Below are 12,737 nucleotides of genomic sequence, written 5' to 3' on the forward strand. Positions count from 1 at the left end.
CTGTTGAAGTGGATGGTGATGTCCATATTGCGCAACCGATCTGAACCGTTTCCGGCTGGAAACGCTTCCCGCTGACGCGTTCAACTCAGTATTCAGCCTTCGGCCAGCCCCACGGGGCCCCGGCAGGCGCGGCCGCGAACCGGTTCCGGCTATAATTGGCGGTATTCCATTCAGTCTGTGCCCGCTGTCGTCCGGGATCTTCCCGCTGACGGACGGGTGCAGGGCCGCGCCCCTACGGAGACCTCATGTCCTCGCAATACATCTACACCATGAACCGCGTGTCCAAGGTGGTCCCGCCCAAGCGGCAGATCATCAAGGACATCTCGCTGTCCTTCTTCCCGGGCGCGAAGATCGGCCTGCTGGGCCTGAACGGCGCTGGCAAGTCCACCGTGCTGAAGATCATGGCCGGCGTGGACACCGATTTCGAGGGCGAAGCCCGCCCGCAGGCCGGCATCAAGGTCGGCTACCTGGCGCAGGAACCGGAACTGGACCCGACCAAGACCGTGCGTGAAGCGGTAGAAGAAGGCGTGGGCGAAGTGCTGCAGGCCCAGGCTGCGCTGGACGCGGTCTACACGGCCTATGCCGAGGAAGGCGCCGACTTCGACGCGCTGGCCAAGGAACAGGAGCGCCTGGAGGCGATCCTCGCCGCTGGCGACGCGCACACCCTGGAAAACCAGCTGGACGTGGCCGCCGATGCGCTGCGCCTGCCGCCGTGGGATGCCGTGGTCGGCAAGCTGTCCGGTGGTGAAAAGCGCCGCGTAGCACTGTGCCGCCTGCTGCTGCAGAAGCCGGACATGCTGCTGCTCGACGAACCGACCAACCACCTCGACGCCGAGTCGGTGGAATGGCTGGAACAGTTCCTGGCGCGCTACACCGGCACCGTCGTGGCGGTCACCCATGACCGCTACTTCCTGGACAACGCCGCCGAGTGGATCCTGGAACTGGACCGCGGCCGCGGCATTCCGTGGAAGGGCAACTACACCGACTGGCTGACCCAGAAGGATGAGCGCCTGAAGCAGGAAGACAACCAGGAAAAGGCCCGCCAGAAGGCGATCCAGAAGGAACTGGAATGGTCGCGCCAGAACGCCAAGGGTGGCCGTACCAAGGGCAAGGCCCGTCTGGCCCGCCTGGAAGAGCTGCAGTCGGTCGATTACCAGAAGCGCAACGAGACCAATGAAATCTTCATCCCGCCGGGCGAGCGCCTGGGCAACGCGGTGATGGAGTTCAAGAACGTCTCGAAGAAGTTCGGCGACCGCCTGCTGTTCGACAACCTGAGCTTCCTGGTGCCGGCCGGCGCCATCGTCGGCATCATCGGCCCGAACGGTGCCGGTAAGTCGACCCTGTTCAAGATGATCACCGGCCAGGAAAAGCCGGATACCGGCGAGATCGTGGTCGGCCCGACCGTGAAGCTGTCCTACGTGGACCAGAGCCGCGACGCGCTGGAAGGCAACCACAACGTCTTCCAGGAAATCGCGGGCGGCCTGGACATCCTCAACATCAACGGCATCGAGATCCAGTCGCGCGCCTACATCGGCCGCTTCAACTTCAAGGGCCAGGACCAGCAGAAGATGGTCGGTTCGCTGTCCGGTGGTGAGCGTGGCCGCCTGCACATGGCCAAGACCCTGCTGCAGGGTGGCAACGTGCTGCTGCTGGACGAACCGTCCAACGATCTGGACATCGAAACCCTGCGTGCGCTGGAAGATGCGCTGCTGGAGTTCCCGGGCAACACCTTCGTCATTTCGCATGACCGCTGGTTCCTGGATCGCATCGCGACCCACATCCTGGCGTTCGAAGGTGATTCGCACGTGGAGTTCTTCCAGGGCAACTATCGCGAGTACGAAGAAGACAAGCGCCGCCGCATGGGCGACGACGCCGCGCCGAAGCGCCTGCGCTTCAAGGCGCTGAAATAAGGCAACCGGAAAGGCCGCGCTCGCGCGGCCTTTCTCTTTCGGCAGGTCACCACCGTTGGTGGTGACGCCCAATTGTTGTGAGATCCCCCATGTCCCTGTTCGAACGCCTGTTTCAGCTGCAGCAGCACGGCACCACCGTGCGCACCGAGCTGCTGGCCGGTGTCACCACCTTCCTGACGATGTCCTACATCGTCTTCGTCAACCCGGAAATCCTGGGCACCACGGGCATGGATGCCGGCGCAGTGTTCGTCGCCACCTGCCTGGCCGCCGCGCTGGGTTCGGCAGTGATGGCACTGGCAGCCAATTTTCCGGTAGGCATGGCGCCGGGCATGGGCTTGAATGCGTTCTTCGCTTTTACGGTAGTGGGCGCGGCCGGCCTGCCGTGGCAGCAGGCGCTGGGCGCGGTGTTCATCTCCGGCCTGGTGTTCCTGGTGCTGTCGCTGACCGGCGTGCGCGCGTGGCTGGTGGCCGGCATTCCGTCGTCGCTGCGCTCGGCCATCGTGGCCGGCATCGGCCTGTTCCTGGCGATCATCGCGCTGCAGAAATCCGGGGTGATCGTCGGCAACGAAGACACCCTGGTGGCGCTGGGCCCGCTGAACACGGCACCGCCGCTGCTGGCGCTCGGTGGCTTCCTGCTGATCGCGGTGCTGGAAGCCCGCCGCGTACGCGGTGCGATCCTGATCGGCATCCTCGCCGTCACCGGCGCCGGCTGGGCGCTGGGTGACGTGCAGTACCACGGCCTGGTCTCGCTGCCGCCGAGCCTGGCACCGACCTTCCTTCAGCTGGACCTGCCCGGCCTGCTGCACCACGACGGCGGCGCGCCGATCGCGGTGCTGCTGCAGGTGGTGCTGGTGTTCGTGCTGGTGGAGGTGTTCGATGCCACCGGCACGCTGTACGGCGTGGTCGGTCGTGCCGGCCTGCTGAAACTGCCGGGCGCGCAGAAGCGCTTCGGCCGTGCGCTGCTGGCCGACAGCACCGCCATCGTGGCCGGTTCGCTGCTGGGCACCAGCAGCACCACCGCCTTCGCCGAAAGCGCCTCCGGCGTGCAGGTGGGCGGCCGTACCGGCCTGACCGCACTGGTGGTGTCGGCGCTGTTCCTGGCCGCGCTGCTGTTCTCGCCGCTGGCAGCGATGGTGCCCGCCTATGCCACCTCGCCAGCGTTGCTGTTCGTGGCCGGCCTGATGCTGCGCGAACTGGTGGAAGTGGACTGGAGCGACCTGACCGAATCGGTGCCGGCCGCGCTGTGTGCGCTGGCGATGCCGTTCACCTATTCCATCGCCAATGGCCTGGCATTCGGCTTCATCGCCTATGCCGCGCTGAAGGCCGGCACCGGCCGCTGGCGCGAGGTGCACCCGGCGGTGTGGCTGGTGGCGACGCTGTTCGTGCTGCGTTACGCGTTGGAGTAAGGCGACCGCGCTGCGCGCTCGCCGGGCATGGCCCGGCGCTACCGGAAAATGAGCGGCGCCGGCGGCAGGTCAGTTGTACGTGATGGTGAACGTCGCGGTGCCGTTGGCCTCGCCTGCTCCCACCGTACCGGCCTGGGTCTGGATGTAACGCGCGCGCAGCGGCAGGCTCATCGACGAGGTGCCACTGACGGTGTCACCCAGCATCAGGCTGTCGCCGAAGGTGATGTTCTGCTCGCTGCTGCCGTTGCGGCGCACGATCTGGATGCCGATGCGGGTGGCGCTGTTGATGCCGCTGGTGATGGCCAGCGTGCCGGGCTGGTTGCCACTGGCCGACGTGGCATCGAGCTGGATGCCGATGGTGCTCTGGTACTGCGCCACGTTGCTGCCCTGGCAGCGCAGGGTGATGTTGAAATCACGATCCACGGCACGCGAGCCCACGCCGGTGAAGGACGAGTTCGGCACACTGCCGAAATCCACCACGATGTTGCGGCTGCCGGCATCCACCTCGCAGGTGGGGCTGACGACGGTGGTGCCTGTGGCACGGAATGTCGAGGTCAGCACCGGCCGGCCCACGCCATCGCCGTTGTAGTAGTAAGTGGTGAAGCGCCCGGTAGGGGCAATGCTGCCCGAACCGGTCTGGGCGGCCGTCTTGATCAGCTGCACCCGGAACGAGCCACCACTCAGCGACAGGGTCGTGTTGCGGCTGAGCTGCAGGGTATGCGGATAGTAGGTCTGGATGTCGCCTGAATTTCGATAGACACGGATGCCGACGCCGGCCACATCGGTGGCATAGACGTTGGAAAAATTCGCCACGGCGCGTTGCTGGGCAGCGTTGTTGAAGATGCCGATCGCGCTGCCGCCGGAACCATCGCAGCTGGCGATGCTGTTGCGGCTGTCAATGCCAACCACAAGTTCCTTGATGATTCCGCCCACGGGCGTGCTGGGCAGGATGACGACCTGCCCCATATCCATCTGGACATCCTGCGGCACGAAGGTGCGGGGGTTGTTGAGCCCGCACGACGCCAGCGCCTGCCCCGACAAGCCCAGGCCAATGCCCGCGGCCAGCAGGCCCATCGCCAGGGTGCCCCTGCGGAACGTCTTCATCGGCATGCTGCCTCCACGGCAATCAATCCGGCAGGGCCGGCCGTGGTGCCCGCAGGCACCGTGTATTCAAGGGTACAACGCTGGTCGGCGGCAACGCCCCACTCGACCAGCAGCTGGCCGCGGTCGTGTTCGCTGCGCACATAGACGCGGCCACCCTGCCCGACCATGCCCACCGGCTGGCCCTGCTCGTCCTTCACCTGCGAGCCGAACGGCAGCGTGCTGCCATCGGCATTACGGACCTGGATGAGCAGCGCACGGCCCTGGCGAGTATCGAAGCGCAGGTAGCTGATGGCACCGGCATACGGCGCGATCGACTGGCTGCTGCCGTCCAGCTCCACGTCCTGCGACATGCCCTGCGGGTCAAGGGTGATCGTATTGAGGCGGTACGGCGAAACATAGGGCACCACCGCGTAGCCACGACCGTCGATGCGCAGGCCCGGTGCGTTGGTGACGCGTGCGTCGCGCGCGCCCTTGGCCTCGACCAGCACCATGGTGTCGCCACGCTGCGGGGTGAAGGTAACGCCGCCGGCGTGGACCACCATGCTGCCATTGGCGCCCACCGATGCCTGGCGGAAATCGCTGGACTGGCCGTAGGAGCCACTGAGCGAGGCATAGCGGCTGCGGTACTCGGCGTTGGCAGTGGCGGTGGATGCGCCGTTGCGGCTGTCCGAGAACGCTGCGCCATAGGTGAAGTTGCCATCCGCGCCGGCCGCACCGGTCATGCCGATGCGGCTGTTGTCGTAACCGCTGCGGTCGCGCACACCGAGGTCGGCACTGAAGGACATCGGCTGGCCGCTGCGGCGTCCCAGCGGAACACTGAGCGACAACAGGTATTGGGTGTCGGCCGTGCCGCCGTCCCCCTGCTCGGTCCGCACCGCGGAGATGCCGTAGTTCAGCGAGCGCCATGCGTTGTTGTAGCCCAGCTGGTACTGCTTGCTGGTACCGGGGCGATCATAGAAATCGCGCATCGCACCAGTGAGGTACAGCGCGCCGCCATGCTCGCCCAGCGGCTGGTTCAGGGTCAGCTGGAACTGGCTGCGCTGGCGCCCACGCAGGGCAGGATCGATGCCCCGCGCGTCGTCCTCGCGCGCCAGCAGCGCATCCTGCTGGCTGTAGAAGCCGCCGGTGGAATAGCGGTACGCGGCCAGCGCGAAGTTGGTATTGGTCTCACTGATGAGGTTGGCGTAGCTCAGGCGCACACTGGCACCGGAACGGCCGGCCATGTGATCGAACTCCGTCCGCGCGTGGGTGACATCGACGGCGAAGGCACCCAGCGGCGTGGCCAGGCCAACGCCATACAGCACCGAGCCGTAGCCCTTGCCCAGCGCGCTGCCGCCATACACGGTGAACCGGTTGCTGAGGCCGCGCTGGTAGGTGCCCTGCAGCATCCACGGGTCATCCAGCAGCTGTGCGCTGCGCACCTGGCCGGCGGTGAGCGCGTAACGCGAAACGCCCTGGCGCAGCATCTGCGGCACCGAGCCGAACGGCACCTTGAACGCGCGGCGGCGGCCGTCCGCCTCGATCACCAGCACTTCCAGGTCGCCGCCGTAGCCGGTCGGGTACAGGTCATCAATGACGAAGCTGCCCGGCGATACGGTGGAGGAGTAGATCAGCTGCTGGTTCTGCCGCACTTCGATGCGCGCGTTGGTCTCGGCGATGCCGCGCACCACCGGTGCGTAGCCACGCAGCGAATCGGGCAGCATGCGGTCATCGGTGACCAGGCTGATGCCGCGGAAACCGATCGAATCAAACAGCTCTCCACTGGTGTAGGCATCGCCCACGGTCAGCAGGCCGCGCACCTGCGGGATACCGCGCTGGGCGTAGGTGGCAATGCTCTGCCAGTGACGGCCATCGCCGCTGTTCCAGGTCAGGTTGGAATCATGGCGGAACTGCCAGCCCCCCAGGTTCAGGCCTGCATTGAGGCCGAGATAGGCACTCTGGTTGCGGCCACCGTCTTCGGTGCGCAGGTCGCTGTTGATGGCGTTGAAGCTGTAGCCGACGAAGCCGGCGTTGATGCCGCGGTCCCACAGCGCCGGGCTGACGTAGCCACGCGCCTGGCGGCGCAGGAACACCTGCGGAATGCTCAGGTCGTAGCGCAGGTTGCCGCCGTCGTAGGCGCCGAAGGCATCAGCCATGCGCTGCTGTACCGGCACGCAGGCAGCGGCATCGATGGCCAGTGCAGGATCCTGCTGGGCCAGCACTGCTTCGCTGTCCACGCCGAACTCCTCCAGCAGCGGCATGCCGAGGCAGGCGTCCACCTTGCCCTGTGCGTCAGCCTTGAACTGCAGGTCGCGGCGGCCCTGCCAGGCACCATTGACGTAGATGTCGACGCGGTAGGTACCGGCCACCATCGGGTTGCCGTTGGCGAAGGAGGACAGATCCACCTTGCCGGCCTGCCCGGAAAGGAAACTTGAATTGAACTGGGCCTGTTCCGGCACGCGCGCGGTGGCCGCAGCACTCTGCGCCATCAGCGCCTGCTCGCCGAGGTTGGCTGGCGCCGCCACGGCCCATCCTGGGCAGGCGATACCCGCAGCCAGCAGGCACACGGCCTGCTGAATCGACAATGTCAATCTGTTTCCAATCACACTGACATTCCTTGACGACGGCCGCGATGCAGCCATGACGGGGGGCGCTGGCTGCATGCAGCCGTCCGATCAGCTCCCGCTTCCGACGGCGACGGTGCGCTCCACGCGCCCGCCGAAATCATTGATGGTGGTGAAGCGCACCTGTGCGGTGGTGGCCGGCACGGTGAACTCCAGCTGCTGGCCAGGTGCCAGCATTTTTCCCTGTTCCTCGACCACCGCATCCTGGGTGCCTGCCAGCGCACGCACTTCGGCCAGGGTGACGTGGAACGGGCTCGGATTTTCCACGCGCAGGCGGTTGCCCGTGCGGCTCCAGCGCAGCAGCGCGGGCGCATCGTTGGCGGTGCCGGCCAGCCCCTGCGGGCGATAGAACAGCTTCAGGCGCGAGCGGAATGCAACCTGCAGCAGGTTCTGTTCTTCACCCGGGGTGGCCTGCGGCGAGGGCGGCACATCCAGCACGTTGAACCAGAACACCGACTCACGGTCGCTGGGCAGCGCCTTGCCGGTGAAGATGATGCGCAGCGCCTGGCTGCGGCCGGCTTCCACGCGGCTGATCGGCGGGGTCAGCACGAACGGGGCGTCGCTCGTTTCCGGCGTCTGCTCCGCATCACCCGAATCAATCCAGGCCTGGACCAGCGACGGCGTGTCGCCGGTGTTCTCCACCTGCACGGTCACTTCGCGCGCCTGCGCCGGATAGATCACCCGGGTACCGTTGATGACGACACCTGCCAGGGCGCTCTGGCACAGCGGCAGCGAGAGCGCCGCCAGCAGCAGCGCCCGGGAAAGGATGGCTTTCATCGGAAGGACGACCCGGGAAATGGAACAAAGCCCTGCCCGATGGCTGAATCGGGCAGGGAGGGTGCAGCTACGATCAGTTGTAGATGATCGTGTACTTGACGCTGCTGGCGACGTCGCCGGCGGTCGACTGACCGGTGGCGAAGTACTGGGCGGCGTAGTCCAGCTTGGCCGCGCCCTTGTCGGCGACATCGGTCCAGGTACCGGCCTGCAGCGTGCCGGTGCCACTCACCTTCACCGCGCTGCCGTTGGCGGTCAGCAGCTGCAGCTGCACGTTGGTGGCGCTGGTGCTGCCGCTGAGGGTGTTGACCAGGTTGCCGGTGCTCGAGTCGACGGTGACGCCCGGCTCGAAGTAGGTGGCTACCTTGCCGGCAGCGCAGTTGGTCAGGTTGATCGAGAAGGCGGTACGACCAGCGACGTCACCGGCGGTCTTCAGGGCGGTGGTACCGACCGGCGGCAGGGCAACGGTGAAGTCCTTGCTGGTGCCGGCGTTGATCTCGCAGGTCTTGGCGGTGACCTTGCCGGTGAAGTTGATCGTGCCATCGGCAGCGTTGGCGGCCAGCGGTGCGGCGGCGAGCAGGAGGACGGCGAACAGATTGATCTTGCGCATTTGCTTTCTAACCCTACTGAGAAATGTGGACGTAGAGGAGGAAGCAAGGAGCACTGCCGGGCATCAGACCCATCCTTGCGTCTCACCTGTGGCCGGACCCGTGATGAAGCCATCCTTGGGGTCCGAGTCGACAGTATAGATCACAAATGTGATGCAGTTCACGCATTAGATGTGCCGCAACGCACATTGACGCCAAATATTTGGCGTGATACGCCGCCATGCGTTCGACGACTCTCGGACGCACGTCACACTCCTGAAGAACGTGGTTTACACGCGTGTCACGCAGCTAGGAGGAGGCTGTTTTCGAGGCAAAAACGCAATATTTGACGCGCATCACTATTGCTCAGTGACGCGCCTTCCAGATCGGAATTCTGACCCTTAAAGACCGTTCGGGGCTGTCGTTAACAGACTCATACCGAACCAGAGAACGTCATGAAGACCTCGATCCTGCTCTGCGTGGCCCTGATGGGTGTCAGTTCGCTGGCACATGCCGATGGCGGCACGATCCGCTTCAGCGGTCGCATCGTCGATCCGGGCTGTTCGGCGCGCGTGGACGCACAGCAGCTGCGCCTGGAAGGCTGCCCGCTGTCGGCCAAGGGCGCGACGGTCGCACTGGTGGCGATGGATGAAGGCCAGGGCGCGGTGCTGCGCGATGGCAAGCGCCAGGGCCAGCAGCTGGCCGTGGCCGCACGCAGCCTGCGCGCGGGTGATCTGGTGTTCTCGGAAAGCTACCGCCTGGAAGCCCCGACGCAGCAGCCGCTGCAGGGGGCTTACCTGGTGCGCGTCGACTACCCCTGAGCCTCCCGCCCAGGCAGACCGACCCGGGGATCAGCCCTGGGGCGTTTCCGGCGGCAGCTCGAAGACCTGCCGCAGGTAGCTGAGATAGCCCGGGTCATCGCACATGCTCTTGCCCGGCGAATCGCTCAGCTTGGCCACCGGCTGGCCGTTGCAGCGGACCATCTTGATGACGATGTTGAGCGGAGTCGGGCCAAGATCGTTGGTCAGGTGCGTACCGACGCCGAACGCCACCTGGCAGCGCCCACGGAAGTAGTCGTACAGGCGCATGACCTTGGTGATGTCCAGGCCATCACTGAAGACCAGCACCTTGCTGCGCGGATCGACGCGGCGCTGCTGGAAGTGGGCGAGCATGCGATCACCCCAGTCGAAAGGATCGCCCGAATCGTGGCGTACGCCGTCGAACAGCTTGCAGAAGTACATGTCGAAATCGCGCAGGAACGCATCCAGGCCGACCACGTCGGACAGGGCGATGCCGAGGTCGCCGCGGTATTCGCGCGCCCACGATTCGAGCGCGGCCACCTGCGAATCACGCAGGCGCGGGCCGAGGGCCTGGAACGCCTGCAGGTATTCGTGGGCCATGGTGCCGTGCGGGGTCATGCCGTACAGGCGGGCGAAGTGCACGTTGCTGGTGCCGACCAGCTGCGGGCCGAGCGCATCGCGCAGCAGCGGCAGCAGGCGCGCATGCCAGTCGCGTGAGTAGCGGCGGCGGCTGCCGTAATCGGCGATGCGGCACTGTTCGAACCCGGGGGTATCGCGCAGCAGCGCGGCCTTGGCCTGCAGGCGGCGTTCGCCCTCGGCGAAATCAGCGGTGGTGGTGTTGCGGAACCAGACTTCGTTGATGATCGCCAGCAGCGGCACTTCGAACAGGATGGTGTGCAGCCAGGGGCCGGTGATGTCCAGATCGATCTCGTCCGGCACCGTCGTCGACGGCTTCAGCTGGATGTACTTGCGATCCAGGTGGAACAGGCCGAGGAAATCGGCGAAGTCGGGCTTCACGAAGCGCAGGCCACGCATGTAGTCCAGCTCTTCGTTGCTGAAGCGCAGGCTGCACAGGTGGTCGATTTCTTCGTTGATCTGGTCGATGTAGCTCGCCAGATCGATACCGGGGGTGCGGCACTTGAACCGGTACTGGACCAGGGCGCCGGGGTGCTGGTGCAGCACCGCCTGCATCATGGTGAACTTGTACAGGTCGGTGTCGAGCAGGGACTGGATGATGGCCATGAGGCAATTATGCGCCCGTTCGGGTGAACCGCGTTTCCCGGGCCCGGCTGCGGGTAGATCCACGCCATGCGTGGATGCCCCGCCCCACCCCGCCGTCAGAGCGCCTTGCGCAGCAGCCGCGGCACCAGCATCAGCGCATGGGCCCATATCGCGCCCCACACCAGCACCCGCACCAGCGCCGAGCGCTGCTTCGCCTCGAACTTGCTGAAGTAGCGCCACAGTCCACGGTGCTTGTGCCACTCGACGAAGAACGGCCGCGAGCGGCTGGACACCCCGCGCACGTGCGTCACCCGCAGATCATTGGCGATGGCCACCACGCCGCCGGCCTCGCGCACGCGGCGGCACAGGTCCAGGTCCTCGGCGTGCAGGCGGTAGCCGGCATCCCAGCCACCGAGGCGGTCGAACAGCGCCCGCGGCATCAGCAGCAACGCACCGGACAGCGCCGGCACCTGCTGCATCGCCTGCACCGGGTCGCGCGGAATGGCCAGCCGTCCACCGCGCCCGGGCGATCGCAGCATGGCCAGGAAATCGGGATCGCGGCGGCGCACGGCGTCGTCGGCAAAGCCGTGCTCGTCCACCTGCTCCACGCCCAGCAGGCAGTCACCGAGTTCCAGCGCGCGCAGGCGCAGCGCCGCCAGGGTGTCCTCCTCCACCAGCAGGTCAGGATTGATGAAGGCCAGCCAGGGGCCGCTTGAATCGGCCACGCCCTGGTTGTTGGCGGCGGCAAAGCCGGGGTTGTCCGGGTTGCCGATGAAGCGCACCCGCGGGTCGTGACTGGCGTGGCGCTGCACGATCTCCAGCGTGTCATCCTGCGAACCGTTGTCGACCACCCGGATCTCGGCCACGTCCTGCGCCTGGCGCAGGCGCGACAGGCAGGCATCGATGGTGCTGCCGCTCTGGTAGGTGACGACGATGGCGGCGATGGCAGGGTTCAAGCAGGCGACTCCGGCGGCGATGGCGTGGCGAACAGGTCGCCCTGCTCTCGCGGCATTATCGCCTGCTGCAACCGCTGCTGCAGGTCATCGCGCAGCGCATGCAGCGGGTCGTGCATGAGGAAATCGGCCAGCCGAGGCATCCAGCCCGGCCAGCGCGCGGCCAGGGCCTCCAGATCGCCCTCGCGGCTGACCGCCTCGCCGGCGCGGCTGACGAAGGCGTTTTCGCACAACACGTTGCGCCAGCCCAGCCCCGCCATGCGCAGGCTGAGGTCGACCAGTGCCGCGTTCCAGCCGAGATAGCTGTCGGTGTCGAGGCCACCGGCACGGCGCCGCGCGTTGCCGCGCACCAGTACGGCATGGGTGACCGCCGAGGGCAGTTCCGGATGCAGGTTCGGCAGGCTTGCACAGGTGTGGGCCAGCAGTGCGGTATCGGCCGGCTCGGGATTGATTTCGCCCAGCCGCGGCCATGCGGCGGTTTCGCCGGCATTGCACCAGGGCGTGGCGGTGGCGATGGCGGCATCGCGGGCGAACGCGGCCTGCAGCCGCTGCAGCCAACCGGGCGCGGGCACGCTGTCCGGGGCGAGGACGGCAACGTCCAGTCCCTCGCAGGCGCGCAGCATTTCATCGAGGTGGGCGACTTCGCCGAGCGGTCGCGCGCGACGGGTGTATTCGGCCTGCAGCGGTGTATGCGCGAGCCAGTGCTCGACCACGGCCTGCGCCCGCGGCCCGGCCTGTGCGTCATCGGCCAGCCATACCGCGGTGCCCGCGGAGGTGCCGGCGTCGAGCGCGGCCAGGCAGCGGTCGAGCGCGGCATCGTCCACGCCCAGCGGCAACAACACGATCGCCCCCATCCCGCCTCCGTGGTAGTCGCTGGCGGTAGCGTAGCACTGGCAGGGCTGCGCCCTGCACCTGCCGAGGCAACGGCAACGGCCAGAGCAACAGCAGAAGCTGGGTTCCTGGGGGATGGCGGGGTGGGTCCGGTTGAGGGGGACGCCGTAAACCCGTCCATGGGGGCTTGGTCGCGGCATCCATGCCGCTCACACCCCCTCAACCGGATCCACCCCGCCTTCGACAGACCTCCGCGATCTGTCAGAGCACGGGGTCGGATCCCGTTGCTGCGCAACGGGCTCCGACCCCATGTTGAATATTGATCTCTGATGGAAAAATCGTGTCGACCAAGGTCGACACCTACCAAAAGCTGCGCGTCCCAGTAGATCCACGCCATGCGTGGATGAATTCATTCGATATCCGACAGATGTGCCGACCAATGGTCGGCACCCACCAACAGCAGCCGTAGCCCACAGCCGCGTGAAACTGTCGAAGGCGGGGCACTGTGGGTTTGCGGGGTGTGAGCCGCATGGATGCGGCGACCAAGC

10 protein-coding genes are annotated in these 12,737 nt (G+C 66.5%); 3 read left to right on the plus strand and 7 right to left on the minus strand.

Annotated features, from left to right (window positions below; genetic code table 11):
• Positions 1–245: 245 nt before the first annotated feature.
• Together ettA and NQ204_RS08035 are read left to right on the plus strand one after the other, a co-directional pair.
• Positions 246–1,910, plus strand: a complete 1,665-nt coding sequence (ettA, locus tag NQ204_RS08030) for an energy-dependent translational throttle protein EttA (RefSeq protein ID WP_079220603.1) — start codon at positions 246–248, stop codon at positions 1,908–1,910.
• 89 nt (positions 1,911–1,999) lie between these two features.
• Positions 2,000–3,316 carry an NCS2 family permease gene (locus NQ204_RS08035; RefSeq protein WP_079220602.1) on the plus strand — a complete coding sequence of 439 codons (1,317 nt, stop codon included), beginning with the start codon at positions 2,000–2,002 and terminating at the stop codon, positions 3,314–3,316.
• Positions 3,317–3,385: 69 nt separating this feature from the next.
• On the opposite strand, the gene NQ204_RS08040 is transcribed toward NQ204_RS08035, so the two are convergent.
• The 4 genes from NQ204_RS08040 to NQ204_RS08055 all read right to left on the minus strand — a co-directional run bounded on the left by NQ204_RS08040 (position 3,386) and on the right by NQ204_RS08055 (position 8,407).
• Positions 3,386–4,426, minus strand: a complete 1,041-nt coding sequence (locus NQ204_RS08040) for a fimbrial protein (RefSeq protein ID WP_116862613.1) — start codon at positions 4,424–4,426, stop codon at positions 3,386–3,388.
• On the minus strand, positions 4,417–6,990 hold the full coding sequence (locus NQ204_RS08045) for a fimbria/pilus outer membrane usher protein (RefSeq protein ID WP_256643540.1): 2,574 nt from the start codon (positions 6,988–6,990) through the stop codon (positions 4,417–4,419). Before NQ204_RS08045 ends, NQ204_RS08040 begins: the two co-directional genes overlap by 10 nt.
• A gap of 84 nt (positions 6,991–7,074) precedes the next feature.
• Positions 7,075–7,800 (minus strand): fimbrial biogenesis chaperone, encoded by a 726-nt coding sequence (locus tag NQ204_RS08050; RefSeq protein WP_116862615.1) that lies wholly within the window; start codon positions 7,798–7,800, stop codon positions 7,075–7,077.
• Positions 7,801–7,873: 73 nt separating this feature from the next.
• Positions 7,874–8,407, minus strand: coding sequence for a fimbrial protein (locus NQ204_RS08055; RefSeq protein ID WP_116862616.1), 534 nt, complete (start codon positions 8,405–8,407; stop codon positions 7,874–7,876).
• Positions 8,408–8,839: 432 nt separating this feature from the next.
• On the opposite strand from NQ204_RS08055, the gene NQ204_RS08060 reads away from it, so the two are divergent.
• Positions 8,840–9,205, plus strand: coding sequence for a type 1 fimbrial protein (locus NQ204_RS08060; RefSeq protein ID WP_116862617.1), 366 nt, complete (start codon positions 8,840–8,842; stop codon positions 9,203–9,205).
• 30 nt (positions 9,206–9,235) lie between these two features.
• Here the strand turns inward: NQ204_RS08060 and pncB are convergent, their stop codons facing one another.
• The 3 genes from pncB to NQ204_RS08075 all read right to left on the minus strand — a co-directional run bounded on the left by pncB (position 9,236) and on the right by NQ204_RS08075 (position 12,212).
• Positions 9,236–10,426: a nicotinate phosphoribosyltransferase gene (gene pncB, locus NQ204_RS08065; protein ID WP_256643541.1), complete on the minus strand. Its 1,191-nt coding sequence runs from the start codon at positions 10,424–10,426 to the stop codon at positions 9,236–9,238.
• 95 nt (positions 10,427–10,521) lie between these two features.
• Complete coding sequence (locus tag NQ204_RS08070; protein WP_256643542.1) at positions 10,522–11,361, minus strand: glycosyltransferase family 2 protein; 840 nt, start codon at positions 11,359–11,361, stop codon at positions 10,522–10,524.
• Complete coding sequence (locus NQ204_RS08075) at positions 11,358–12,212, minus strand: glycosyltransferase family 2 protein (RefSeq protein ID WP_256643543.1); 855 nt, start codon at positions 12,210–12,212, stop codon at positions 11,358–11,360. Before NQ204_RS08075 ends, NQ204_RS08070 begins: the two co-directional genes overlap by 4 nt.
• Positions 12,213–12,737 lie beyond the last annotated feature (525 nt).

Origin of the sequence: Stenotrophomonas testudinis (genome assembly GCF_024499815.1) — a bacterium.
In the GTDB taxonomy this organism is placed as follows: domain Bacteria; phylum Pseudomonadota; class Gammaproteobacteria; order Xanthomonadales; family Xanthomonadaceae; genus Stenotrophomonas.

Bases quoted from the DNA above. Each gene is read 5' to 3' on its own strand.
- ettA (WP_079220603.1), top strand. From the start codon at position 246: ATGTCCTCGCAATACATCTACACCATGAACCGCGTGTCCAAGGTGGTC.
- NQ204_RS08035 (WP_079220602.1), top strand. From the start codon at position 2,000: ATGTCCCTGTTCGAACGCCTGTTTCAGCTGCAGCAGCACGGCACCACC.
- NQ204_RS08040 (WP_116862613.1), bottom strand. From the start codon at position 4,426: ATGCCGATGAAGACGTTCCGCAGGGGCACCCTGGCGATGGGCCTGCTG.
- NQ204_RS08050 (WP_116862615.1), bottom strand. From the start codon at position 7,800: ATGAAAGCCATCCTTTCCCGGGCGCTGCTGCTGGCGGCGCTCTCGCTG.
- NQ204_RS08055 (WP_116862616.1), bottom strand. From the start codon at position 8,407: ATGCGCAAGATCAATCTGTTCGCCGTCCTCCTGCTCGCCGCCGCACCG.
- NQ204_RS08060 (WP_116862617.1), top strand. From the start codon at position 8,840: ATGAAGACCTCGATCCTGCTCTGCGTGGCCCTGATGGGTGTCAGTTCG.
- pncB (WP_256643541.1), bottom strand. From the start codon at position 10,426: ATGGCCATCATCCAGTCCCTGCTCGACACCGACCTGTACAAGTTCACC.
- NQ204_RS08075 (WP_256643543.1), bottom strand. From the start codon at position 12,212: ATGGGGGCGATCGTGTTGTTGCCGCTGGGCGTGGACGATGCCGCGCTC.